Here is a 25,603-nt window from a genome sequence, read left to right as displayed (position 1 = left end):
GCATATTCCCACTCAGCTTCACTGGGCAATCGGTAGGGTTTGCCGATTTTTTTCGAGAGGCGGGCGCACCACTCAACAGCATCATACCATGAAACTTGTTCAACGGGAAGATTTAAGCCTTTAAATCTTGAGGGGTCGGGTTTGAGGTCCCGTCGGAGTTTTGGGAAGCCTGCCACTTGTCGCCATTGTTCCTGGGTGACGGGATATTTCCCCATCAGGAAAGGTTGCACCGTGACTCGATGTTGGGGTTTTTCCCTATCATACACTTCATTACTCGGTGAACCCATGAGAAAGGTTCCTCCCGGAATTAATACCATTTCCAGGGTGACTCCATTCCCCAAATCTTCGATAATACATTCGGCTTGTCCGCGACGGCGACTGATTTCTCGCCCCCTTTCATTGACTGTGAAAATATCAAATTCAAAGGTATTATTTTTAGGTTTGGCGGGAATCTGGATTGGGGGTGAAGGTGGAACTGTACCCGACGAAGGTTGTAAATCTGCCCAAACTTCCGCCACGGACTGATAGCGTTTTTTATAGGTTTCTACCAAACGGTCTAAGACTTGGCTGAATTGATTGCCAACAGGATTTCCATTCAAATAGTCTCGCCAAACCCATTCCGCTTCTAGGGGGTCATATAAATCACTCGGGTTCGTTTGGGTCAACAAATGCAAGCAGGTCACGCCCAAACTATATAAATCGCTGCCATATTTAGGTTTTCCCATCGCCTGTTCCGGGGCGCAGTATTCAGCCGAACCGATAACCGTTCCGGTGACACTGAGGGACGTGCGCGGCACCTGTTTGGCCGCACCAAAATCCACCAAAACCAATTTTTTATCGCTTTTGCGTCTGATGATATTTTCCGGTTTGATGTCCCGGTGAATAACTTTGTGGCGGTGGACGAAATCTAAAACCGTCAATACATCCTGCAAGAGTGACCGAATTTGCTTTTCGGTAAACGCGCCATTATTTTCCAATTCTTGTTGCAGGGTTTCCCCGTCGATAAATTCCTGGACTAAATATTGCCGGTTATCAGCCGTGAAATAGGCTAAAAGTTCGGGGATTTGGGGATGTTTGCCCAGTTCTTCCAGACGTTGCGCCTCCTGGTCAAATAGTTCGGCGGCTTTTTGTAGGGTAGCCGTTCCCTGCGCCTGGGGGAGAAACTGCTTGATGACGCAGGGAGGTTTGGAAGGTTTGAACTCATCGACGGCGAGGAAGGTGCGTCCGAAGCCACCCTGTCCGAGGATGCGTTTGGCCCGGTAGCGTTCGGCGAGTTGTAGTTTGCCCCCACATTTCTGGCAAAACTGGCAACCGTCGGGGTTGCGGTGGAGACAGTCGGGGTTGAGACACTGACTCATGATTCGGGATGGATGCTGATACCTGATTTTATTCTATGGCAAAATCGGGTAATTTTGACAAAAAAATCCTCTGTGTCCTCTGTGCCTCTGTGGTTTTTAAAATCAAACCGCCTGAGAATCAGTCCTCCTGTCTGTCGAGGGAAAATGAAACAGCCCCGCCCAGTATTAAGAGCCGCAGGGAGACATTAACCGGACGATTTTTTAGAGTTTTTTACGCATCATTTTGTGGGGAATATCGGCTTCCATAAATTCTTCCCCAATGACATTATATCCCAACTTTTGATAGAATGGAATAGCCGCAACTTGAGCATTAAACCAGATGGATGAAAGTCCGTTCTGTCGGGCAACTTGTTCCAGGGCAACCATCAGTTGAGAGCCGATCTTTTGACCTCGATATTCTTTGAGGACGGCGAGTCGCCCGATTTTGCCATTTTTCTCGATATCGATGCGGCCCGTCCCCACAGGTTTGTCATCTTTTAACGCGAGGACGTGGAGACAAGAATGGTCGCGATCGTCGAGTTCGAGGTGGGGCGGAACTGACTGTTCTCGGATGAAGACGGCTTCTCGAACCGAGCGAATTTCCGGGAGTTTGGCGGCGAAGGATGTCGTGATAATTTCCATCGGTAATTGAACCACTCCAGACACGGAGGACACGGAGGCATTTTTGATAAATATAAAGCGCGATCGCTCATTTTTTCCAAGGCAATTTCGTCCCCATTTCGGTGAGGGCAGACCAACACAAATACAAAATTAACACGGCTACAGCGATCGCGAAAGGAATCCAATCGTCCGGCATCACACCATCCCAAATTCTCAATTCCCAATTTTACCATCTGTTGTGGCGCTTTAGCGCCTCAGAAGGGCAGAAGCCCAACAACGGGATTTTAGGAAATAAATTCGGAAAAATGATTAATTTTTAGCCCCGCCCGCAATTTGTCACCCTTTCATATTAAAATAGAAGACTGGACAAGCTCACCCCCGATTGACGACTCACATTTATGTCTTACTATATTTCTCCCCGCTTTCTCGATAAAGTATCCGTCCACATCACCAAAAACTTTCTGAAACTGCCCCACATCAAAGTCCCCCTAATTTTGGGAATCCACGGACGCAAGGGGGAGGGCAAAACCTTTCAGTGCGAACTGATATTCGAGAAAATGGGAATCGAGCCCGTCACGATTTCCGGGGGGGAATTGGAAAGTCCCGACGCCGGGGACCCCTCGCGACTGCTGCGACTGCGGTATCGGGAGGCGGCGGAACAGGTGCGGGTTCGCGGCCAGATGTGCGCCGTATTTATCAACGATTTCGACGCCGGCGCCGGACGCTTCGACTCCGGGACTCAATACACGGTAAACACCCAGTTGGTGAACGCCACACTGATGAATATTGCCGACAATCCCACCAACGTGCAACTGCCGGGAAGCTACGACGAGACACCGCTGCAACGGATTCCGATTATCGTCACCGGAAATGATTTTTCCACCCTTTACGCGCCGCTGATTCGGGACGGACGGATGGAGAAATTTTACTGGGAACCGATTCGGGAAGATCGGATCGCGATCGTGCGGGGAATTTTCCCAGAGGACGAACTTTCTCAAGGAGATATCGTCAAATTGGTGGATAAGTTTCCGCAACAGGCGATCGACTTTTTCAGCGCGCTGCGATCGCGCATTTACGACGAACAAATCCGAGGTTTTATTCACACCCTCGGACTCGATGGAGTCTCGCGACGGGTCGTCAACAGTGCGGACAAACCCCCGGAATTTAAAAAACCCGATTTCAGTTTATCTCATTTGCTGGAATCCGGACGCGCAATGGTGGCGGAACAGAAGCGAATTCAGGAATTGCGACTGGTGGAAGAATATAACCAATTCCGCACCTTGAATACCCAACCCAGCAACCGCAACCCCCAACCAAGTAACCAACCCCACCTCCCCTATAATCCAGTCATGCCACCCCACAGTATCGGGGATTCCGGGCCGTCCGTTTTCCAGGGAGACAGTCAGAGTTCGACCACTTTCAGCCACGGCCACGCGGTCAGTACCGAGCTGAGTTTAGACATATTTGAACAAGTCGAAAAATTGCTTTCGGGGGGTTACGAAATCGGTTTAGAATATGCCGATCGCCGCCGTTTTAAAACCGGTTCTTGGAAGAGTTTCGCCCGCATTGACAACGAAAAAGAAGCGATCGCGGCGGTGGAAGATTGCCTGAAGCAGCACCCAAATGATTACGTCCGCCTGTTGGGAATTGACCCGAAAGTGCGGCGGCGGGTGGTGGAAACGATCATCCACCGACCCGAAAGTTGATAGAGCGCTGAAGCGAGGGTGTAGGGAGAGAAAAGAAGTGATAAAAAAGAAGTGAGAAAAGGTAAATTCCGCTCCCTCCTCACTTCTCACTTCTCAGAGCAAGTATCGAATGGGTAACACAGACATCCGGCCTGCATTGAACAACAAAAATCGTTGTTATAAAAACGATTGTTGCGGACATGATATAGCAACGATCGCTTAGGAATCGTGATTTTTAAATACTTTTATTCCAAAACTCTAACCCCGTTAAAATAACATCTTCTAGCCACGGTTGAAAACGCCGAACTAACATCTCTTCTGTATCTGCATAGGAAAATTGAAACGGAGAATCGATTAGAGGTTGAATGTCGCTAATATTGCGATCGCCTTCCTCAGCATTATCTCGATAAACCGGGTTTCCAGATCAAAATTAAGTTGAGAAACCCGGTTTCTTACACTTACAAACTCACCGCCAGCGACTTCGGCATCAACCGATCCAAAATCTGCTTCAAAACCATCGCCGTCCACTCGATATCCGCCTCGGTAGTATCCCGCCCCAAGGTGAGACGGATGCCACCCAACGCCTCGCGATCGCCGTATCCCATCGCCAACAAAATCGGGCTGGGGCTGAGTTTGCCACTGTGACAAGCCGAGCCCGCACTGATGCCAATTCCGGCCAAATTCAACTGTCGGACGACGGTTTTTCCGGTGATTCCCGTTTCGCCCGCCGGGGGCACCAGACAAAAGCTGACGTGGTGGGGGAGTCGGTGCAAACGATCGCCCGTCGGGTACAAATAGGGCAGGTCCGCCAACCGATCAAAAAGGCGATCGCGCAATTCGATCAGTCGTGGCGTTTCCGTTTTCAACTCCCGACTCGCCCATTCCGCCGCCGAGCCAAAACCCGCGATCGCCGGCACCGCCTGAGTCCCCGACCGCAGCTTCATCTCCTGGCCGCCGCCCCCCAGCAGGGGCACCAACTCCACCCCCGGACGGACGTACAACGCCCCCACACCCTGGGGTCCGTAAATTTTATGGCTGGAAAGGGACAGCAGATCCACCGGCAGTTTTTCCACGTCGATCGCCAACCGCCCCGCCACCTGCACCGCATCCGTGTGGAACAAAACGCCCTGCGATCGGCAGATTTTCCCCAACGCCTCCACGGGTTGCAACGTCCCCACCTCACTTTGGCCGTAAATCACCGAAACCAGTACCGTATTCGGTTGTAACGCCGCCTGCAAGTCCAGGGGGTGCACCCGTCCCTGGCGATCGACGGGCAAACGAGTGACGGACCATCCCTGTTGTTCTAATAACCTGACGGGTTCGGCGATCGCGGAATGTTCCACGCCGGAAATAATCAGATGTTGGGGCGTGTCATACCGGCGGGTGATACCAAAAATCGCCAAATTATCCGCCTCCGTCCCCCCGGAGGTAAAAACGATCCCGTCGGGTGGGGCGTTGATCAGATGGGCGATCTGTGTTCGGGCCAACTCCAACGCGGTGGCAGACCTTTGGCCCCATTCATGTAAGCTGGAAGGGTTCCCCCAAGTTTGGGTCAAAACCGCCTGCATGGCCGCGATCGCTTCCGGGCGGGGGGGAGTCGTCGCACTGTAGTCCAGGTAAATTTGCATCCGTTTAATATCCTCAATGGTTAACTGTAAAACTTATCGGTGATTTCGGGAACATTGACGGACCCAAGTTCTTCTCATTCCCCAAATCGGTCGTCAATCTCCCGGTTTACAAACGTTGTAGTCTTCGTGGGAGAGTACCTTTTGGGGAACCAAGAAATTTCCGCTATCCTGACAGAGCATCCGATAGTTGCGGGTGACGGGAATGCTGATCACAAAACGGTTGTGTCGCAGCCGCTTCCCGCCGAACTCGCGATAGTTTTTGCTGGTTCTCAAGCCGTCGATAATCGCCCGGGCCTTGATCACCACATAGTCCGGCAATCCCCTCAGATCGATGATATCTTGGGAGAACGATGCCTCCCACTCCAATTTTTTGTTGCGTTTTTCCTCCAACTCCTGATGTTCCTGTTCCTGAATCATGCGCTCTTGTTCGCATCGATGGCAGGTGCGACCGTAACCTTTATGGCCACAGGGAAAAGTCCTTTTTCTTTTTGGCATAACACGGTGTGAGGGTTGAAACTAACCCACGTCCCCGACTGCGAACCGCACCGGAGGCGCTTACCGACGCTCAAGCCGTCGGATCTCATGCAAAATCGATGGTTTCACATTCACTCGGTTCGGCTTGACGTTCTTATTAATAGATTACCTGTATGAGCGGGGATCTCTCAAATTGGGGCGTGGGGTCCGGCTTCCGGTCGTCCCCCTGCCCCCCGGCCCCCCTGCTTGTTTCTGACCCAAATCTGGGAATCCTAGATCAATTGAGTTTAAGGGATCAACCGTGCGTTTGCCTGTATCGATACGGCGGCATTCGACTTGGGTTGTGTTGCTACTCCTCAACTCGTGTGCCTGTAACCCAGATGCGATCGAATCTTCCGAGACGTCCCCGAAACCCCTGCTCGAACCCCTCCCGCAGGATTCCCAGGTTCAGGCGTATTTCAACCACTCGGAAGCCTCGGTCTATACCGAACCTTACCGCCTGCAGACTCGGCTGGGGGACGATCTCGAACAGATTATCGTGGATACCATCGAGAGTGCCTCTTCGACGGTGGATGTGGCGGTTCAGGAGTTGCGTCTCCCCAAAATTGCGGCAGCGTTGGTGAAGCAGCACCGACGGGGAGTCAGAGTCCGGGTGATTATTGAAAATACCTACAGCCGCCCCTGGAGTGAAGTGAGTGCGGCGGAAATTGCCAAATTTACGGAGCGGGAATTGGGGCATTACAACGAGTTTCTGCAATTGGCGGATTTGAACGGAGACGGCGAACTGCAACGGGATGAAATCAATCAAAGGGATGCTTTGGTGATGCTTGCCAACGCGAATGTTCCTTTGATTGACGATACTGCCGACGGCTCGAAGGGGAGCGGTTTGATGCATCACAAGTTTTTGGTTGCGGACGGAAAAACGGTGATCGTGGCTTCGGCGAATTTTACCACCAGCGGCATTCACGGGGATTTTTGTTGTGATGAAAGTCGGGGAAATGCCAACAATTTATTAGTATTGGAAAGTTCAAAGTTAGCGGATATTTTTACCCGCGAATTTGAGATTATGTGGGGGGACGGGCCGGGGGGGAAGACGGACAGTCTGTTTGGCATCAACAAACCGATTCGCGGCCCGGAACAGATGTCGGTGGGTGGGGGAACGATCGCGGTACAGTTCGCCCCCCTTTCCGAAACTCAGCCTTGGCAAAATAGCGTCAACGGCGCGATCGCACAAACCTTAGAAAAAGCCAACAAAACCGTCGATTTAGCTTTATTTGTCTTCTCATCTCAGGATTTGGTAAATACCCTGGAATCCGCCCAAACGAGGGGGGTCGGCCTGCGGGGGCTGATCGACCCCAGTTTCGCCTATCGCTCCTATAGCGAAGGGTTAGATATGATGGGAATTGCGATGGGAAATAACTGCAAATATGAAGTGGGAAATAACCCCTGGAAACAACCCCTTTCGACCGTCGGCGTTCCCAATTTACCGGAGGGCGATCGCCTCCATCACAAGTTCGGTTTGATCGATAATCAAATCGTGATTACCGGTTCCCACAACTGGACGGAAGCCGCCAATACGACCAACGACGAAACGATGCTGATCGTTCGGAATCCGACGGTTGCAGCCCACTTCCAGCGGGAATTTGAGCGATTATATGGAAATGCGACGTTGGGAATTCCGCCGTGGATATTGGAACGAGTGGAGGCGGAAAAAGCGAAGTGCGACGGCGCGATCGCCACCCCGTTTCAACCCACCGGAAAGCCGGTCAATTTGAACACCGCCTCCCAGGAGGAATTGGAAACCCTCCCCGGTGTCGGGCCGGTCTTGGCAGAGCGGATAATAGAAGCCCGAGAAAAGCAGCCCTTCGTCAGTTTGGAAGATGTCGATCGCGTCTCCGGTATCGGCCCGAAAACCTTGGAAAAATGGCGCGATCGGGTGATATGGTAAGTCCGCAGATTACGCAGATTTTCGCAGATTTAATTCAAGTCAAATATGATTTGGGGCTTTTAATTGTTAATTATTAATGGTTAATTATTAATGATTAATTGTTTCCCAAACTGCCGCCACCAGGGATAATGCCACCACCGGCGCCGTCACCGATCGCAAAATTCGGCTTCCCAAAGAAACAGGTTGAAATCCGGTATTGACGGCTATTTCGATTTCTTTGGGTGTCCATCCCCCCTCCGGCCCGATCGCCAAAATGAGGTGAGTTGCACCGTCGAGTTGAGATGCTCGCAAACAGGTGAGGAGGTGGGGAGATTCGCCCCGGGCGATACAGAGATATCGATCTGCCTGGGAATCGAAAGAGTTCAACGCTTCCCCCCAAGGGAGGGGATCGGCAATTTCCGGGACGATCTGGCGTTCCGAGAGTTCCGCCGCCTCTGTCGCGATGCGCCGCCACCGGGTCAGTTTTTGGGGACTCGGTTTGAGCAGGGTGCGATCGCTGAGGACGGGGACAAATCGCGTCACGCCCAATTCGGTGGTGCCGCGGACGATCTCCTCAAAACCGCCGCCCTTGGGGAGGGCCGCGCAGAGGGTGACGGAGACGGGCAATTCCGTATCCGCCGCGATCGCTTCGAGTACGGTGGCATTCGGGCCGTCGAGCCATTGCGTCAGCCACCATCCCCCCTTGCCGTCGATAATAATAAAGCGATCGCCCCGTCGCAGGCGCAACACCCGACCCAAATAATGCTGCTGTTCGGCACTCAGGTCAACCTGTCGGCCTTGCAGTTGATGGGGAGCGATCGCGATCCGCTGAAGTTGCACCATTTCGGTAAAGCACGCAGATTTGAGGTGAGTCAAACGACCCCAAATCGAGGACGAATCATCGGCCGAACTTACTGTTCGGCGCGGGCTCGGGCGAGATATTCCTCGATCGCCTGGGTGGCAATTTCCACGATCGGTTTGCTCTGACGTTTGGACTCATCTTTCAGTTGGGTGTAGATCTCGTGCCGGACGCTGACCCGGTGCCGGATCTTGTTGGGATCGACTGCAGCCTCCGATGAAGCTGCTGCATTCGAGGTCGTTTCAGGAGAGGATTGAACGGCGATTTCTTGCGTCTCAATGTTCATCGAGGAAGTTACAGAGTAGTTGGATACAAACTCGCGGATGGAGTCAAAACCGACGCGGTGGCAAAAGTCGCCGAAACTCTCCCCGGGTTGCCGATTCTGTTTGAAGCCAATAAAAATCGGCTCCAGAACGGCTTCCAAGTCGTTGAGAGCCAGACGATCCATAAAAGGTTGTGCCAACCGCGTCTGGTCTGGAGAGCCTCCCAGCCAAACCTGATAGGTGTCGGGAGCGCTTCCGACGAAACCCAGTTCCGCCATGTAGGGTCTGGCACATCCATTGGGGCATCCCGTCATCCGCACGACGAAATGCTCCTGTTCCAGTCCTACCTTGTCCAACAATACCCGAATCTGGTCCAGGATACTAGGGATGATCCGTTCGGATTCTGTAATTGCCAGTCCGCAAGTCGGCAAAGCGGGGCAGGCCATCGCATAGCGGACCAGCGGATCGATTTCGGTTTCCCGCAAAATGCCGTGCTGTTTGAGGGTGCGATCGATCGCCTCCCGGTGCTGCGGTTCGATTTTGTACAGAATGATATTGTGGTTGCCCGTCAGCAACATCGGAATTTGGAACTGGGTGACAATTTCCTTCAAAGCGCTCTTGAGGCGGAAATTCCCCTCGTCCTTCACCCGGCCGTTGTCCACCGAGATCCCCAAAAATAACTGGCCGTCCCCCTGTTCGTGCCATCCCAGATAATCTTTATATTTCCATTCGGGCAGAGGTTTGAACGGTTCCAGGGATTTGCCGAAATATTCCTCCACCTGGGCGCGGAATTTCTCCACCCCCCAATCTTCGATCAGGTATTTCATCCGGGCGTGACGGCGGTTTTGGCGATCGCCGTAGTCCCGCTGGGTGGCTACGATCGCCTTCATCAGGTCGTAAATATCCTCCCGCGCCACATAACCAATTTCCTTGGCAATACAGGGGAACGTCTCCTCTTTGCGGTGGGTGCGCCCCATGCCGCCCCCGGCGAGGATGTTGAAACCCTGCAGTTCCCCCGCCCCGTCCGTGATCACGATCAAACCCACGTCCTGGGTGTAGATATCGACGGAGTTATCCCCCGGCACCGTCACCGCGCATTTGAACTTGCGGGGCATATAATGTTCGCCATAGATCGGTTCTTCCCCCTCGTGGAAAACCGTGCCGTTGCCGTTACGCTGCCGGGCGGCTTTCACCTCCGGGTCTTCCTCGGCGCTGACGAATTTTTCCCCGTCGAGCCAAATTTCATAATAGGCACCCGTCTGGGGCGTGAGCAGGTCGGCAATATAATTGGCGTAGGTGCTGGCATATTGGTACTCCGGGCGATCGCAGTAGGGCGCCGGCGGGGCCATCACGTTGCGGTTGAGATCCCCACAAGCCCCCAGGGTCGATCCCATGCTCTTGATAATGTCCGAGAGCACCGCTTTCAGGTTCCGCTTCAAAATGCCGTGCAGTTGGAACCCCTGGCGGGTGGTCGCCCGCAGCGTCCCGTTGCCGTACTCGTCCGCGAGGCGATCGAGGGTCAGGTACAATTGTGGCGGAATCAACCCCCCCGGACTGCGGGTCCGCAGCATGAACTGATAATCTTTCTCCTGTCCCTTCACCCGGTTGTCCCGATTGTCCTGCTGGTAGGAACCGTGAAATTTGAGGATCTGAACCGCATCTTCGGTCAAATAGTTGCGATCGTTGAGCAATTCGGTGGCTAAGGGTTCGCGCAGATAGTTGCTGCGTTCCTTAATCCCTTCAAGTTTGGAGGGCTTCTCAACCCGAGATTTTGAAAATGTGGAGCTTGTCATAGGATCGTGCAGTGCCAGTCAAAACAAAAAAACACGCCCGGTTGAACCTGGTTTAGCCTAAATTCCAAACCGCACCCAACCCAGCTTCGTATAAACACCGGTAATTCGGTCGGGATTCCGTGATTTACGATCATCCTAACATGATTATCCCGGAGAGTGTCCCCCGTTGTCATGGGGTTCCAGTTTAAGTGAAAATAAAGGATGGAATATTAACAAAACTTAAAAAGATGGCAGATTCCCTGATGTACCAAGAAGATCACTTCGTCGTATTGGAGTCAAATCAACCCGAGCAGTTTCTGAGTGCGGGAGAACTGCTCGAAAAATTACAGACAATTTTGGCAAGCCGACAGGACGATCTCCCCCGAGATCTGCAAAAATTTGCCACCTCCGCCCAACAGGCCAAATACTTGCTCGACACCTGCTGCGACTTCGACCTCGGCCCGGGAGAGTACCTGCAATGGTATGCCGTGCGGTTGGAAAAGAATTGACAATCAATTATCCCGACTGATCCCCCGCAAAATCTGCGAAAATCTGCGAAATCTGCGGATAAAATCGCCAATTGACAATCAATGATTGACAAATGACAATCAATTCTCCAGTCCCGACTCCCGACTCCCGACTCCCTCTTCTTTTTCGGCGATCATCATGAGATCAACACAATCGGCCTCCGGCTGTTCGATTTGAACCCGAATGTTGGGGCCAAAGAATTTGGCGAGCTTGTCGCGCTTTTCTTCCCAGACAGACAGGGGGACAAAGGGGGAGTAGAATTCTAAAATCAACCCATAGGCGCCCTCAACAGCAGTTTCCCGCAGCCCTTGCAATTGGGGGTGATCTTCGTCGGTTCTCCCCAATTGCAGGCGTTCCAGGGCATCGATCAGGTGGGCCGACTGGCCGTAGCGGTAGCGGGTGACATCCTTGCGAACCTGATTTTGGGTGGGTGTCGCCTGCTGTTCCCGGAGGGCGAGGACTTCCGGGGAAGTGGGTTCGGAAAAGGGGGTGGGTTCGAGTTCGGCGGCTTTGAGGGCGAGTCCGCCGAGTAACAGGGGGATGCCGTAAAAGAATCCCGCCAAGTTCAAAGTGGCGTAGTCGGCGAAGTACGCCCAGAATCCGACGATGGTCAGCAGCCCACCCAGAACCAAGCCCAGTTGAGCCAGAGAAATTTGACGTAACATAAGATCAGTTGAGTTTGAATCGTCCGTACCGGATGATTTGAGGATTGATTCTACTTATCTTATCGGAATTTGGGCGATCGACAGGTGCGGTGGGAATTGTTAAAGACTCGGTGAGTGCGGTTTCGGACAAACGGTGCGACCTGAGTTAAGCTTTGGATGGGTCTGGCATCCCCCGGTTATCCGCACCAATGATAACTCAGATGGGCCGGTCGGGCTGTCGGTCGAAGTCGCACTCACAACTTTAGATTGTCTGTATGCTGTTGGAAGCAGCTTTTGCGATGTATCCCTCCCTGTCGCCAACCCGATCTGTAAATTATGACCCACGACGAAGATCCGTTGACCGCCGATCTGAAACGGAAAATTTTTGAACAGATTAAATCTCTCCAACAGGAAGATGAGCGACTTTACAATATTTTAGCCGTCGATGTTTGGGCGCTGGCCAAAACGATGGACGAGTTCGAGCCCGGGTTTTGGACGGCGTTTATGAAAAATCGCGAGAAAGCCTTGAAGCGGTTTTTGGCGGAGGCGAGTCAACAGGATGCTCCGAACCACAAAAAGCCTCCGTTTCTGGATTGAGGGATGGTGTTAAAATCTGAAGTGCCGCTGGGTCAGTCTGCACCCCGGATCTCGACCATGAAATGAATAGAGGGATGATTCGATGGACGCACAAATTATCCGAGAGCGGGTTGCCGTAATTGAAAGCAAACGGGATGCTCTGGTGCAATTGCTGGAGAAGCCGGATTTGGGGCCTTTGAGAATTGATGTGAACCAGGCTTTGGAGGAAATGGACGACTTGCTCGACGAGTTCAAGCGCACGTTTCCCGACTCGGAAAATCAGTGAGGTTGCCACGATTTCGCCGTTCTACGGCGGAAATTTGAGATAAAATACCATCTGCGGCGGCAATTTACCCATTGCCGCCGCTGTTTTATCGGCTCATCAACTCCTGCAGGGGCCGGCTCATCCAGTTGAAGGCGACCCGCATCTGATGCTCCGGGGTGGGGAGTCGGTAGAGGTAGATGAGGCGGCGAGCCAGGTGGGCCAACTGGCCGTCGAGTTGGAGGCCCAAACCGGCGAGGGTGGCGGTATCTTTCCCCAAGGTCATCATTTCCCCCAATCCCTGATAGCGGAAGGGGAGCAGGGGGCGTCCGGTGAGGGAGGCCCAGAGGTTCCAGCCGGCGTAGTCGGCCTGTTGAAAGGCGGCTTGGGCGGTGGCGGGGATTTTTTGGCCGTCGGCGTCGTGGCACTCGGCGAGATCGCCGAGGGCGAAGATTTCGGGGCGGTCTACCACTTGCAGGGTGGGGGTGGTGACGAGTTGATGTTGGGCATTCTGCTTCAGGGGGAGCGATCGCACCAAAGGAATGGTTCGGGTTCCCACGGTCCACAGGACGATATCCACGGGCAGCACGTCCACCTGGCCGCGATATTCGAGGGCGATGGTTTCGGCGTCCACGGATTGGACGGTGGTTTCGAGATCGAGCCAAACCTGCCGTTCGGAAAGAGCCTGTCGGGCAACTTTCCGGTTGAAGTCGGGGGAGGACTTGAGAATTTCTTCCCCCCGCTCCACGAGCCGCAGCCGGCCCCGCTCTCCGAGGCGTTCGGCTAACTTGCAGGCGAGTTCGACGCCGCTGTAACCGCCGCCGACGATCGCAACCCGAATCCGCTCGGCATCGGAGGCTTCCAGGAGTCGCAGGCGTTCTTCAAGGCGGTAGGCGTCGGCGACGGTGCGGAAGGGGATGGCCTGTTCTTTGGCTCCCGGCACGCCGTCGAGGGGCGTTTCCCCGCCCAGGGCTAAGACGAGGCGATCGTAGTCCAAAAACCTGCCGTTGTGCAATTGTACCTGGTGGGCGGTGAGGTCAATGTCAGCCACGGCCCCCTGCACGAAGCGGATAGAAGTCCCTTTCAAGAGTTGTTCAAAGGGCGGGGCAATTTCCCAGGCTTGCAGTTCCCCGGTGAGGAGTTCGTACAGCAGCGGCGAAAAGACGAAGCGATCGTGGCGATCGACCAAGGTGATTTCCGGCACTTCTGCGGGTAGCCAGGGGAGCTGGGTTAAACGGAGGGCGGTGTAGAGTCCGCCGAAGCCTCCGCCGAGAATACAGATGCGGGTCGGTTGTTCGGTCATGGGATGGGTCGGTCGATCTGAGCTGGGCGATGTTCTATCTAGGATAGCAACGGAATCGGGAGTCGGGGCGATCGCGGGTCGAATTGGAGCCGCCTGTGGGAAATTGAAACTTCCCCGATCCGATAAGATAGCCTAAGTTGAATTGGATTGATTGTCCCTAAGGGCCCCACCTATGACTGCAGAAGCTGCGATCGCCGAGATCGCGATCAAACAAAATTTGGAGCAATTTCTCCTCGTCCTGCTGGTGTCCCTCAGCGTCGCCACCCTCTCCCGCCTGTTCGCCTGGTTTCGGCGCATTCCCTTCACCCTGCTGCTGGTGATTGTGGGATTGATTTTGGCGATCGAGGATATCCGCCTGGTGAACCTGTCGCCGGAACTGATTCTGGAGATTTTCCTGCCCCCGCTGCTGTTTGAAGCCGCCTGGAACATGAATTGGCGGGATCTCAAGCGGGATCTGGTTCCGGTCTGTTTATACGCGATCGCGGGGGTGATTATTTCCGTGGTGGGGATCGCCCTGGGGTTGAATTGGCTGGCGGGAATCCCGATCGCGATCGCCCTGTTGGTGGGGGCCAGCCTCGCCGCCACGGACCCGATCTCGGTGGTGGCGTTATTCAAAGAATTGGGGGCCGGACGGCGCCTGCGAACCCTGATGGAGGGGGAAAGCCTGTTCAACGACGGGGTGGCGGTGGTCGCCTTCAGCCTGCTGGTGGGTTTGCCGATGGGGACAACGGAATTTTCCGTCCCCCAAACTGTGCTGAAGTTCTTCGCGTTCGTGGGAATCGGTGTCGGCGTCGGCAGTTTGATCGGCTTCGGGATCTCCTATCTCACCCAACGCTTTGATTCTCCCCTGGTGGAACAATCCCTGACCCTGGTTTCGGCCTACGGGACCTATGTGATGACGGAGAATTTGGGGGGCTCCGGCGTCATCGGCGTGGTGACGGTGGGGTTGATTCTGGGAAATTTCGGGTCCCGGATCGGCATGAACCCCCGCACCCGGCTGATCGTCAGCGAGTTTTGGGAGTTTCTGGCGTTTTTCGTCAATTCGATCGTGTTCCTGCTGATCGGCGATCAGATCCAGTTTTCCAGTTTGGGGGAAAATATCGAACCGATCGCGGTTTGTATCGGCGCGGTACTCCTGACGCGGGCGATCGCGACTTTTGGCCTGAGTGCGTTGAGTAACGGCGTGGCGCGATCGAATATCGGCTGGCGCGATCAGATGGTCCTCTGGTGGGGCGGGTTGCGCGGTTCCGTGTCCATCGCCCTGGTTTTGAGTGTCCCCGCCGCGTTGCCGGGACGGGATGAAATGATCGCCACGGTGTTCGGTGCGATGTTATTTACCCTGCTGGTGCAAGGACTGAGCACCCAATCGTTGTTGCAGGTTTTGGGCCTGATCGGCGACCAACCTTTGCGTCAGGAATATCTGGAATTGGTCGCCCGCCGGGTGGCATTAAATCGGGTCAAAACTTATCTTTCCGAGTCGGTTCGTAAGCAGGAAATCGACTCCGAATTTTATCGATATCAGGTTGAATTGGTGAATGGGGAATTGGAGACGGTTCAAACCCGGATCGATAAATTGCTGGCGGAACATTCCCAACTGCTGGAGTTGAGCATGGAGTTGTTGCGGGAGGAGTTGGTGGATATCGAAGCGGAAACTTACGCGGAATTCGTGCGATCGGGCCGTTTGAACAGTCAGCTTTCGCCGATTTTGTGGGAAGTGATGGAGAAGAAAGATGAGGAAGCGTCGCCCCCACAATCCGAACAAGAAATTGCTTGACGGTTGGGGTTCTCAAATTGACCGGAATTCCCCCTGGGGAATCAATTCCCTTTTCTCATCGCACAAATCATCTCAAGATGATTGGGGATTTGAGTTCTATGCATCTATTTTAGGCGATCGCCATCCCCCCATTCCCTGTGGGAGCAACCGTCTCGGGTTGCTCCTTAGTCAGTGCGAAACTGTAACCCCTTGCCTAGCTGGTTGCTATATATAGCAATCAGAAATTATTCTGAAAAATGTCTCGCCCCCAAACCCCCAATTCTGGGGGCTTTGAGACGCTCAAAATTTTACGAATCATTTCACACTGCTATAGCAATCAGAAATTATTCTGAAAAATGTCTCGCCCCCAAACCCCCAATTCTGGGGGCTCTTAGCCGATGATTTTTCACAAATCATTTCACACTGCTATATGCCTTTTAAAAATAACTCTAGTTTAAATCGCCAAAATTGCCATTTTTAATCGTGATCAAATATTCTCGAAAGATGGAGGATATTTGAAAGAAAGCCTGATCCTGTTTGATGGCTTTCAACAAGCAGCGTCTCTGCAAGGACTGTAAGCCGTTAATTAGATCGGTTGAAGAGAGGGAGAGTTGGGTTCTCAATTGCGATCGCGAAATGGGATGATTGCTCTTGCTCAATTCTAACGCGATCGCTTGTTCGACGGATGATAATCCCTCGAACGATTCTCTAAGCTGACCGTGCATTAATTCGGTAATAATCATGCCATCTTCTGCCAAAAATTCGGATACTTTTCCCAAAAAAATGTTTGTAATCAGTGCGGAAATATCTTGCAAGTAAACGGGATTTCCTTCGTATAATTGAATCAAATCTGCCCAGTTGTCTCGGTCTGTCAATCCCAGATTTTCTAAAATCTCTACACTTTCCAAGCCTCCTACAGCCAAAGATTTGATGGGATATAAATCATTACCCGATGATGACAGCATTTCTGGGGATTGTTCTCGACCGATTAAAATGATGCTGCTTTGATGTTCGATTTGTGCGATCGCTCTCAAAAATTGATGATAGTTTTTGTGTCGAGTCTGGTATCTCCCCGCGAACTGTCCGCCGACAAATATTTCTTGCAAGTCATCAATGACAATCAAGCATCTCTTTTCGCTCAAAAGAGCCATCAGATCGTTGATTTGATCGTCTTCTCGATGAGCATCTGGAACGATTTTAGTTAAAGTATCGGCGACTATTTTATTTAATTGTGGCGATATTTTGAGGTTTTTCCAGATGACGACATCAAAATCGTCTAAATGGCGATCGATTAACTTTTTCACCAGGGTAGTTTTGCCGATACCCGCAGTTCCGATCACCGAGATTAACGGTATTTTTTCATCAATGAGCCAACGGGACAGGGTGTCGAGTTCGGTGGTGCGATCGCAGAATTTCCTGACTTTGGGTGCGAGGGTTAAATCATGGTATTGGGTGCGGGTGCGGGTGGTTTCCGAGGGTGCGATCGCTTCTTCTTGTCGTCCTGGATTGCCTCTGGGATAATAGGGACACCAGGTCAAATTATTATTATTAAAACTGAAAATTTGAGAATTTATCGCCCTCTCCAACGTCCAACAAAAATTCGATTTTTTAATATCTTCATTTAACGATTTGGATAAAATTTTAAATAGCTGGCGACTGACATCCCCAATATAGTTTTCGTTGTAGCCGTTCCCTATATCTTCCGCGATATCCTTGTAACTCTTCCCTTCACACAGTCCTTGAGCGATCGACTTTTGCAGGTCGTCCAAGTGTTCTCCCGTCTGCTTTTCCACCAACCGATCCACAAATTGTAACAATTCCGCAATATCCATACATTTAGGCAGGGTCAGGGTTTCGGCTATTATAACTCAGTTTTCGGGTAGAAAATCAAGTGATTTCTGGTATTTGCTTCATACTTTGTTACAAAATTGGCGAGAAAATCTGTTTTTTTCAGGTTGCGGGGTTCAGGACAGCGGATCTAGAGTGAGAAAGGATCAACCTTTAACGGACTGCAATTGTTTTCAGAGCGAATCGATGAGAGCGATCGCAGCTTTTCGTCTGTCACTCTGCTATAGGAAGAGTATATGTTGGGTTGGGAGCGATACTCTTTCAAAGTCATGGACTTCTGTTTATGGAATCTACAAACTCTTCTGTCAATTTTACCCGTCGCAAAAAATTCAAAAACAACTTGTCAACTCTTCTAATCGCTGTCTTACTTTTTTTGTGGACTCCGGCTCTAGTTGGGCTGACATTAAAATACCAAACTTCCTGTCCAGGTCCCTTGCTTGATTGGAGTGAACAGTCACAGCAGTTATTCCATGAATGTCACCCGGGACAAGTTGAAGTTACAAGAAAAAAAATTTCAAAGAAAGTGGGTGATTTTTTCAATCAGGTGGGCAAGGTGAGTAATAATGTGAGTCACAATGCGAGAAATTTTTGGCAACACTTGTTTTCAAAAAATTGAGGTAAGTTATATGTCTGACAATGAACAGCAAGCTTCTAGATCGGCAACCTGGATCGATATTATTCCCGCAGGACGCATCCTAGTTATAGGATTAGTAATTGCTTGCGGTATAGTAACAGTTATCCTATTTTTTAAAGGGGGTAGTATTTGCATTCCTCCAGTGTGCGGCTTAGAACCTATTGCTGCGGCAGGTGTGACAGTAATCCTCCTGACTACTGTATTTGGAATGTCCGCTCTTCCTGCCCTTGGCGTTGGTGTCATTGTTTTTGCAATCGTTAAAATTTCTCTGGGTTTGGGCTAATTTATAATGAGTTTAGTCACAGTCAAAAATGCATCCAAGATTTTTCAAAGCTGGTTTCAAAAAACCACGGTACTATCCGATATAAATTTTACGATAGAACCTGGAGAATTCGTCGTACTGAGAGGACAAAATGGCTCTGGTAAAACGACACTGTTAAATCTAATTTTGGGTTTGATAGAACCAACTGACGGAGAAGTTGAGTTGATGGGTTGTCCATCTACCGACTCCGAATCTAAAAGTTTGGTCGGTGTCGTTTTGCAAGAAACCCAGTTTCCCCAAAAGTTGAAAGTCAAAGAATTAATCGATTTGTTTAGGGGCTATTACTCTAACCCAACTTCCACTGAGGAAGCCCTGAGAAAAGTCAGCTTAACTGAGAAGCAAGACAGTTTTGCAGCGTCACTATCTGGCGGACAAAAACAGAGACTTTTGTTTGCATTGGCATTGATTGGCAATCCTCAACTTTTAATTTTAGATGAGCCAACCCGCAATTTAGACCAAGAAGGATACGAAGAATTTTGGCATCAAATTACAGAGTGTAAAAAACAGGGCGTTACTGTTTTGATGGTCACAAATAATCAAGCCGACTGTCAAGAACTCAATAGTCTGGCAACTCGGTATCTCAATTTGCAGAAATTTTCTCCAAATTTAGAAGACTCTCAAATTGAGATTGAATCCATTAATGAGGTGGGCTTGGAACCCAATATTTTTTTGAAAGAAAAGTCAAATCTATTGCACAAAAACTCATCTTTTAAATCTTTTAAAGCACAAATTTTTTCGGAATTCTTACAAACTTATCGTACACCCGTTTATTTATTTGGAATTTTATTGCCGATTGTTGGAGTCATTTATTGCATAATATCGGAACCCGAAGCGACTGTAGCCAAACAAATTTTAATTTTTTGGTGTAGCTTATTTCTGGTTACATTTTCTTTGCAATCACTGCCGGGGCAAATTGCATCAGAACGTGCAGAAGGTTGGCTGAAGCTGATTCGCACAACTCCACTGTCTTCAATTACCTACATCTTGTCTAAAGTTTTTGTATCTCTTTCAATTTGCATGGTGGTTATAATATTGACTCTGGTGGGTGGAAACCTCCTATTTCAATTGAATCTTCACTTTCAACAACTAATTAATTTGCTTCTAACTTTTTTAATTGTAGCTATCCCTATTTTAGCATTCAGTTTAATCATTAGTTATATTTTCGAGCCAAGATCTGTTAATGCGGTCAATGGAGTGTCCTTAATTGGGATTGGATTGATTTCAGGATTGCTGCCAATCTCCGAGTCGGCTTGGGTTGAAGATGCTATACTTTTATCGCCCGTGTATCACGCCCAAAAACTTATATTTTTAGCGGCGGGCATCAATCAGGGACAAAGTTATCCGTTATTGCATTTACTTTGGTTGTGTTGGGCAAGCGTTGTGTTTATTAGCCTTGCAGTTTTGGCTTACCAAAGAGATGGCTTAACTCAGTAAACTGTCATCAATTATAAGGTGCGGTAGTTTTCAATTGTCGGGTGCGTCAGTTAGAATTGATTGGGTCATGATTGCCAGTAACGGATTCTGACGCCCCCTTACGAACGACTCAGACTTCAGTGATGCCAATTTCAGGGGATTGAGTTACATTGAAAGAGAGACTCATGATTTTCAGCCATGACCAGCACTCAGAGAGTTCGTTGGACGATCGCCGATCTCGAACTGTTCCCCGAAGATGGAAAACGCTACGAAATTATTGACGGAGGGTTAATTGTGACCCGGGCACCTCATTGGAGACATCAAGAGGTCAGCGGGAATATTTACGCGGCGTTACAGGCTTGGTCTCGTCGCACAGGTTTGGGAAGATCCGCGATCGCACCTGGTATTATATTTTCCACGACGGATAGCGTGATTCCCGATGTCGTTTGGGTTAGCAATCAGCGATTGGAAACTGATTTGGATGAGTCGGGACATTTGACGGCTGCACCGGAATTGGTGGTGGAGGTCTTGTCGAAAAGCAAACAAGATAGACGCAGGGATTTGGAGTTAAAATTGAAACTCTATTCGACGCAGGGGGTACGAGAATATTGGATTTGCGATTATCAGAAAGCGGAGGTTAAAGTTTATCGGCGCGACCAGGCGATGCTGAATTTAGTGACAACGTTGCTGGTACAAGATACCTTAACCAGTCCGCTCCTCCCCGAGTTTAGCTGTCCGGTAGCTCAGTTTTTTGAATAATATCGTATCCACTGATTTGCCCAAATAATCTTCCCAATTCTCGCTTAGTGGATTGTTGCGAGTCGGGGGCCCCTGGCTTGCGCCCTTGGAAATTGATTCCCCAGCGGTACTAACCCCATTCGATCGCATCCCGGAGACTGGTTCTAACCAGGGTGGTATCGCCGAAATCAATCCCTTCGATATGGGCACGGCTCAGGGTGACTGAAAATAGAACGGACTGAGACAAATCGACGCCCCGGAGATCGGCTTCCGTCAAATCGGCATAGGCGAATTTTGCGTGACTCAAATTGGCGCCCCGGAGGTCGGCGCCTTTGAGGTTGGTTTTAAAAAACTTGGCGCCCCGGAGATTGGCATCTCGCAGGTTGGCATATTGTAACTTGGCACTGCTGAGATCGGTTTGGCTGAGGTTCGCCCCGTTCAGGTTGGCGAACAAATGGGTTTGGCTGAGGTTGGCACGGCGGAGGTTGGCGCCGGCGAGGTTCGCCTGCCAGAGCAACAACCCTTTCAAATTGGCGGATTCCAAATTAGCCCCTTGCAAGTCGATCCCGATAAAACCCCGCTTTCCACTGGCATACAGTCTGAGCAGTTCGCCCGGGGTCAAGGTTTGGTGGGTGGATGGTTTGTCCCAGTAGGTCATGGTTGGTGCGGGTCCGGTTCCCGGTCAGGTTGAATGTGCGATCGCTTCGAGGGATGAGTGTTCGTCGGGAACGGTCAGATCTGCATTCAAACCGAGCCCGGAGGAATTGAATCTCGCCCCCTTTCGTGCCACATTGGCAATCCAAACACCCTGCATTGAAATTCCGCGATCGCGCCTTACTGCACTCTTGACCCCATTCTAATGGAACTTTCCGCACCTTTTCCCTGCGATCGCATTCCGATCCAATTTTAGAGTCGCTGCCCGGACGGGTCGAGAAACTTGGTGTCGGAGGTGATCGGTTTGTTCAAGTCCGGGACACCGTAGGGGTCGATCGGGTCGGGAGCCGGACCGGGGGAAGGCTCCTCGTAATACTCTTCATAACCCTCATAATAATTATTTTCGTAACCCTCATAATAAGGATCGGGAGCCGGAGCCGGAGCCGGAGCCGGAGCCGGATTCAACCAGGCCTGCCAATCCGCAATTTGCGCCTGGGCGGCGTTGTAAACGGTAGTTCCGGAGGGAATGCTTCTCAGGGTTTCGATCGCCCCCGGCACGTCGTAAACGGCCTGATCCAGACCCCGCCGCAATAGGGTTTGGCTCCAATCGTCGATCAAGTTGTCGGCCCGGGAGCGCCAGGAACTGCCGGTAGAGACGCGGCCGGCCAAATCGATCGCCCGGGTCAACCCCTCGATCGTCCCCGGGGCGGCGGCGGTTTCGGCATTTTTCAAATTCTGAATGTCTTTCAACTGCGATCGCCACTGGTTGATGTCGGACTGCGCCTCTTCGTAGAGGGTGAGATCCGGCTTGATCTGCTCGGCGACGGCGATGGCGTTGGCGAAATCCCCCTCTGCGGCCAACTGTTGCGCCCGGTCTAAAACGGGCTGATATTCGAGCCGCTCACTGCGCTCCCGCCATTCAGAAATCCGGGCTTGGGCTTCGTCGTAGAGGGTTCGACCCCGGCTGATTTGGGAGGCTTTGGCGATCGCGGCTTTCAGGGAGTCCACGTCCCCGAAACTCGCCAACTGATCGGCTGTTTCCAAATAGGGCAGATCTTCGATTTCCTCCACCTTGCGGGTCCAGCGGACCATTTCCGCCCGAGCTTCATCCCCGCGAGGGTTGGAGGCGGGGATGGTTTCCAACTTGTCGATCGCCGCCTTGAGATCGTCCACGGTGCCGGTGCGGGCCAACTGGCGGGCCTGGTTGAGGGTAGCCACATCCGCGATTTCCTGTTGCCAACCCCGGATGTACTGTTGGGCTTTCCAGTATAGGGGACGGCCCCGCTCCAGTTTTTGGGCCTGGGCGATGGCGTCCTTGAGGCCCTCGGGGGTGTCGAGCAGGGCGGGGACGTGGGCGCGGGCCAGGACGATAAAATCTTTCACCTCTTCTTGGAGTTTGGCGGCGGCGGGAATTTTGTTCACCGTCGCGATCGCCTCCTGCCACTCGCCCGACTCCAATCGATCTTCGGCCGAAGCCATAATTTCTTTACTGAATTTGACGATTTCTTTTTGCGCCTGCCCCTTCAGGTGGCTATCTTCAGAAAGCGCCTGCAATTTCGCGATCGCCGCGAGCCAATTGTCGATGCCGCCCCGGGCGCCCAAATTGCGGGCTTCGGCCAGTTTTTTGCTGTCCTCCCGGGCAATTTGGATCAGATCGGTGAGCTCCTGATATTTCGTGGTTTCCCAGTAGGTATTCCCCACGTTCAACAGCAGCGTCGCCTCCCGAAACGCCTGATTCAACTGCTCCTCGCGCATCAAATCTTCGGCTTTGCGATAGATTCCCTCCGCCTTTTTCCAGAGATTCCGCCAATCTCCGATCTGTTGCTCCACCGCAGCGGCCGCAGAGGTCCCGGCGGGAATTTTTTTCACCATCGCGATCGCCCCGGACAGCTCCCCGGCCTGGAATTCCGCCTCCGCCAACTGCAGGATGTCCCCGGACCATTCCTCGATCTGGCGGTTAATTTCGGGGCGCAGGGGGTGATCCTCGGGGAGGGCGTTCACCAACTCGATGGCGACGAGGAGATCGTTGACGGTTTGTTTGTTGGCGGCCGTTTCCGCGCAGTAGAGCCGCAGGGAGGCTGAGGCCACGGGCCAGAAAATCTTCGGGCAGTTGGGCAGGGAGGGCGATCGCAACAGCAGACTGCTGGCGATGTAGGCGATGCCGGCGGGGGTCGCCAGGACGAACAGCAACCCCACGGGGGCCAGGTAGGCTTTCAGGCGTTTCCGCCTCGCGGCGGGGTCGATGGGGGCGGGGTGAGGCGCGGCGGGGGCGGGAGTCACCTTCACCAGAGCCGAGCTCAGGTCCGGTTCCGGTTCCGGTTCCGGTTCCGGCTTCTTCTGTTCGAGGCCCGATTCCAAGAGCGCCCGGATCTCCTTCAACCGTTCCTTGCGACTTTTCCGTTCCCGGGGGACTTCCGGGGCGGTGTCCGGGGAGGGGGGCATCTGCGAATCGGCCCGGTTTGAAATCGGCGACTTCGCATCCGCAACACTTCGCGAACGCAATTCTAACCAACGGTTGTGTTTGGGTTTCCGATCGCTCATGGTCCAGTTATCCTCGCGCAGCCTTCACCCCATCCCAAAGAACGACAATGAGAAGCGTGGGTATTGCTTCGGTGTTATACCACTGTTAGTCCGGCGATCGCAACAATTGGGGACAATTGATAATTGATAATTCCCGACTCCCTAATACCGACTCCCGACTCCCGCTTTCCCTCAATTCCGGTAGATTTTGCCGGCTTTTTGGGACAATTGCCCCCGGTTGTCTTGCAAGTCTCGGATCAGGCCGTGCAGGTGATCCGGGTTGGCGTGGTACATCTGGCCGCAGAATTCGCATTTAGCCTCGGCGCCGCCGTCCTGCTCGATCATATCTTGCAACTCGGCTTGTCCGAACATTTTCAAGGCCCCCAGGACGCGATCGAAGGAACAGCCGCAGTCGAATTGCAGCAGTTGGGTTTCCGGGAGGATGTTCAACCCCAAATCTCCGAGCAGGCGATCGAAAATGTTGGGCAGGGTGCGACTTTCCCGCAGTAGGGGGGTGAAACCGGACAGGGAGGACAGGCGGGATTCGAGTAACTCGACGAGGGTTTCGTCCGTGGCGGCTTTGGGGAGCACCTGCAACAGCAGTCCCCCGGCGGCCTGGACTCCCTGTTTGTCTACAAAAACCCCCAACACCAGAGCGGAGGGGGTTTGTTCGGAGGTGACGAGATAGTGGGTGAGGTCGTCGCCGATTTCCCCCGACACCAATTCGACGGTACTCGAATAGGGGTAGCCGTAGCCCACATCTCGCACGACGTAGAGGTAGCCGTCGCGCCCCACCGCGCCGCCGACGTCGAGTTTTCCGCGAGAATTGGGGGGCAGTTCGATCGCCGGGTTGCCGAGGTAGCCCCGCACCGTCCCGTCTAGTCCCGCATCCACGACGATGCCCCCGAGGGGGCCGTTGCCTTTGATTTGGATATTCACCCGGGACTCGGGGCGTTTCATGCTCGAAGCCAGTAACAGACCCCCCGCCATCGTGCGCCCGAGGGCCGCCGTCGCGACGTAGGAGAGCTTGTGACGCCGTCTGGCTTCTTCCGTCAGGCGGGTGGTAATCGCCCCGACCACCCGAATTCCACCATCTGCCGCCGTAGCGCGAACCAGTCGATCAGCCATGCTTACATTTCTTTACATTCCGACAGATTCTATTTTAGGGGAGTGGGGAGTCGGCAGTGGGGAGTTGGGAAAATTATCGATTCCCCATTGAGCAGTGCGCGGTGCCATACCCGCGTCATCCTGCTGGCTGTCAGGACGGCGATCGCTTCCTCGTCGTGGGTGGAGGCGATCGCTATAATAGGAGGCTGGTGCGATTCGTTGCCCGACCGTTTAATCTGACCCCTATGCTAGGTACTTTTCAACAAAGCAGTCTCCGGATCGAGGTGGACGCCCCGGAAGCGACCATCCGCAAGAGTCTGTTGCATCCCCACCAGGTTCAGCGGTGGCTGTGGCCCCAGCAATTTTCCCCTGGACTTCCGGAACAGTTTCGCACGGGCCTGACGTTTACGAGTGCGATCGGCCCAGTGCAGATCCGACACTCTGTCGATGTGGCGGAGTCGAACTGTCTGCGCTTCCTGCTGAGTCAGGGCATCGATGGGTTTCACGAGTGGTACTGGGGCGACGGCTGGGTACAGTCCCGCCTGGAGGGCGTTTCCGTCCTCCCCCTCAACCTCGGCCAGACGGTGAATTTGACCCAACTGCGGGGATTTCTTTTGGTGCAAAAACAGCAGGAAAATAATTGACTCGATCCCCCATTATCCCCCTTGAAAAGGGGGACTTTGATAGACTCGATCCCCCTCAATCCCCCTTGAAAAGGGGGACTTGGATAGACTC

At 52.5% G+C, this 25,603-nt stretch carries 23 protein-coding genes; 11 read left to right on the top strand and 12 right to left on the bottom strand.

Going from position 1 to position 25,603, the window contains the following annotated elements; genetic code table 11:
• Together AC0QHF_RS24400 and AC0QHF_RS24395 are read right to left on the bottom strand one after the other, a co-directional pair.
• A partial coding sequence (locus AC0QHF_RS24400; RefSeq protein ID WP_324706864.1) for a bifunctional serine/threonine-protein kinase/formylglycine-generating enzyme family protein occupies positions 1-1,358 on the bottom strand: 1,358 nt, incomplete at its 3' end.
• A gap of 201 nt (positions 1,359-1,559) precedes the next feature.
• Entirely contained in the window at positions 1,560-1,979 is a 420-nt protein-coding gene (locus AC0QHF_RS24395; protein ID WP_324706863.1) for a GNAT family N-acetyltransferase, read from the bottom strand.
• 377 nt (positions 1,980-2,356) lie between these two features.
• On the opposite strand from AC0QHF_RS24395, the gene AC0QHF_RS24390 reads away from it, so the two are divergent.
• The gene (locus AC0QHF_RS24390; RefSeq protein ID WP_324706862.1) at positions 2,357-3,664 is read left to right on the top strand and encodes a ribulose bisphosphate carboxylase small subunit; all 1,308 of its coding nucleotides are present in this window, start codon (positions 2,357-2,359) and stop codon (positions 3,662-3,664) included.
• 437 nt (positions 3,665-4,101) lie between these two features.
• Here AC0QHF_RS24390 and AC0QHF_RS24385 read toward each other — a convergent pair whose 3' ends face one another.
• Positions 4,102-5,271 (bottom strand): cysteine desulfurase family protein, encoded by a 1,170-nt coding sequence (locus AC0QHF_RS24385; protein WP_324706861.1) that lies wholly within the window; start codon positions 5,269-5,271, stop codon positions 4,102-4,104.
• 93 nt (positions 5,272-5,364) lie between these two features.
• Complete coding sequence (locus AC0QHF_RS24380; protein ID WP_324706860.1) at positions 5,365-5,766, bottom strand: DUF7682 family zinc-binding protein; 402 nt, start codon at positions 5,764-5,766, stop codon at positions 5,365-5,367.
• Positions 5,767-6,046: 280 nt separating this feature from the next.
• On the opposite strand from AC0QHF_RS24380, the gene AC0QHF_RS24375 reads away from it, so the two are divergent.
• A complete protein-coding gene (locus tag AC0QHF_RS24375) occupies positions 6,047-7,693 on the top strand; it encodes a phospholipase D-like domain-containing protein (RefSeq protein ID WP_324706859.1) in 1,647 nt (548 codons plus the stop codon).
• A gap of 87 nt (positions 7,694-7,780) precedes the next feature.
• Here AC0QHF_RS24375 and AC0QHF_RS24370 read toward each other — a convergent pair whose 3' ends face one another.
• Complete coding sequence (locus AC0QHF_RS24370) at positions 7,781-8,515, bottom strand: 16S rRNA (uracil(1498)-N(3))-methyltransferase (RefSeq protein WP_324706858.1); 735 nt, start codon at positions 8,513-8,515, stop codon at positions 7,781-7,783.
• Positions 8,516-8,583: 68 nt separating this feature from the next.
• Entirely contained in the window at positions 8,584-10,587 is a 2,004-nt protein-coding gene (sir, locus tag AC0QHF_RS24365) for a sulfite reductase, ferredoxin dependent (protein ID WP_324706857.1), read from the bottom strand.
• Between the two features lie 227 nt (positions 10,588-10,814).
• On the opposite strand from sir, the gene AC0QHF_RS24360 reads away from it, so the two are divergent.
• Complete coding sequence (locus AC0QHF_RS24360) at positions 10,815-11,075, top strand: CRR7 family NDH-1 assembly protein (RefSeq protein ID WP_324706856.1); 261 nt, start codon at positions 10,815-10,817, stop codon at positions 11,073-11,075.
• Between the two features lie 99 nt (positions 11,076-11,174).
• Here AC0QHF_RS24360 and AC0QHF_RS24355 read toward each other — a convergent pair whose 3' ends face one another.
• A complete protein-coding gene (locus AC0QHF_RS24355) occupies positions 11,175-11,759 on the bottom strand; it encodes a DUF2854 domain-containing protein (protein ID WP_324706855.1) in 585 nt (194 codons plus the stop codon).
• Between the two features lie 315 nt (positions 11,760-12,074).
• Here AC0QHF_RS24355 and AC0QHF_RS24350 point away from each other — a divergent pair, with 315 nt between their 5' ends.
• Positions 12,075-12,335 (top strand): hypothetical protein, encoded by a 261-nt coding sequence (locus AC0QHF_RS24350; protein WP_324706854.1) that lies wholly within the window; start codon positions 12,075-12,077, stop codon positions 12,333-12,335.
• Between the two features lie 82 nt (positions 12,336-12,417).
• Entirely contained in the window at positions 12,418-12,600 is a 183-nt protein-coding gene (locus tag AC0QHF_RS24345) for a hypothetical protein (protein WP_324706853.1), read from the top strand.
• 85 nt (positions 12,601-12,685) lie between these two features.
• On the opposite strand, the gene AC0QHF_RS24340 is transcribed toward AC0QHF_RS24345, so the two are convergent.
• Positions 12,686-13,879 (bottom strand): NAD(P)/FAD-dependent oxidoreductase, encoded by a 1,194-nt coding sequence (locus AC0QHF_RS24340; protein ID WP_324706852.1) that lies wholly within the window; start codon positions 13,877-13,879, stop codon positions 12,686-12,688.
• 172 nt (positions 13,880-14,051) lie between these two features.
• Between AC0QHF_RS24340 and AC0QHF_RS24335 the strand changes: the two genes are divergently transcribed.
• Complete coding sequence (locus tag AC0QHF_RS24335) at positions 14,052-15,653, top strand: cation:proton antiporter (protein WP_324706851.1); 1,602 nt, start codon at positions 14,052-14,054, stop codon at positions 15,651-15,653.
• Between the two features lie 428 nt (positions 15,654-16,081).
• On the opposite strand, the gene AC0QHF_RS24330 is transcribed toward AC0QHF_RS24335, so the two are convergent.
• The gene (locus AC0QHF_RS24330) at positions 16,082-17,464 is read right to left on the bottom strand and encodes a helix-turn-helix domain-containing protein (protein ID WP_324706850.1); all 1,383 of its coding nucleotides are present in this window, start codon (positions 17,462-17,464) and stop codon (positions 16,082-16,084) included.
• A gap of 299 nt (positions 17,465-17,763) precedes the next feature.
• On the opposite strand from AC0QHF_RS24330, the gene AC0QHF_RS24325 reads away from it, so the two are divergent.
• From AC0QHF_RS24325 to AC0QHF_RS24310, 4 genes are all read left to right on the top strand, one after another.
• Positions 17,764-18,096: a hypothetical protein gene (locus tag AC0QHF_RS24325; protein WP_324706849.1), complete on the top strand. Its 333-nt coding sequence runs from the start codon at positions 17,764-17,766 to the stop codon at positions 18,094-18,096.
• Between the two features lie 10 nt (positions 18,097-18,106).
• A complete protein-coding gene (locus AC0QHF_RS24320; protein ID WP_324706848.1) occupies positions 18,107-18,397 on the top strand; it encodes a hypothetical protein in 291 nt (96 codons plus the stop codon).
• 6 nt (positions 18,398-18,403) lie between these two features.
• Positions 18,404-19,870, top strand: coding sequence for an ABC transporter ATP-binding protein/permease (locus AC0QHF_RS24315; protein ID WP_324706847.1), 1,467 nt, complete (start codon positions 18,404-18,406; stop codon positions 19,868-19,870).
• Between the two features lie 177 nt (positions 19,871-20,047).
• Positions 20,048-20,608: a Uma2 family endonuclease gene (locus AC0QHF_RS24310; protein WP_324706846.1), complete on the top strand. Its 561-nt coding sequence runs from the start codon at positions 20,048-20,050 to the stop codon at positions 20,606-20,608.
• A 109-nt stretch (positions 20,609-20,717) separates the two neighbouring features.
• On the opposite strand, the gene AC0QHF_RS24305 is transcribed toward AC0QHF_RS24310, so the two are convergent.
• The 3 genes from AC0QHF_RS24305 to hslO all read right to left on the bottom strand — a co-directional run bounded on the left by AC0QHF_RS24305 (position 20,718) and on the right by hslO (position 24,889).
• Positions 20,718-21,245 carry a pentapeptide repeat-containing protein gene (locus tag AC0QHF_RS24305; RefSeq protein WP_324706845.1) on the bottom strand — a complete coding sequence of 176 codons (528 nt, stop codon included), beginning with the start codon at positions 21,243-21,245 and terminating at the stop codon, positions 20,718-20,720.
• A 248-nt stretch (positions 21,246-21,493) separates the two neighbouring features.
• Positions 21,494-23,782 (bottom strand): hypothetical protein, encoded by a 2,289-nt coding sequence (locus tag AC0QHF_RS24300; RefSeq protein WP_324706844.1) that lies wholly within the window; start codon positions 23,780-23,782, stop codon positions 21,494-21,496.
• A gap of 171 nt (positions 23,783-23,953) precedes the next feature.
• A complete protein-coding gene (gene hslO / locus AC0QHF_RS24295) occupies positions 23,954-24,889 on the bottom strand; it encodes an Hsp33 family molecular chaperone HslO (protein WP_324706842.1) in 936 nt (311 codons plus the stop codon).
• A 224-nt stretch (positions 24,890-25,113) separates the two neighbouring features.
• Here hslO and AC0QHF_RS24290 point away from each other — a divergent pair, with 224 nt between their 5' ends.
• A complete protein-coding gene (locus AC0QHF_RS24290) occupies positions 25,114-25,512 on the top strand; it encodes a hypothetical protein (protein WP_324706865.1) in 399 nt (132 codons plus the stop codon).
• The last annotated feature ends 91 nt before the right edge of the window (positions 25,513-25,603 follow it).

The sequence above is a fragment of the Lyngbya sp. CCY1209 genome (assembly GCF_055795065.1).
Note: the sequence above shows the minus strand (reverse complement) of the source record. Positions and strands in the feature narration are given on the sequence as shown.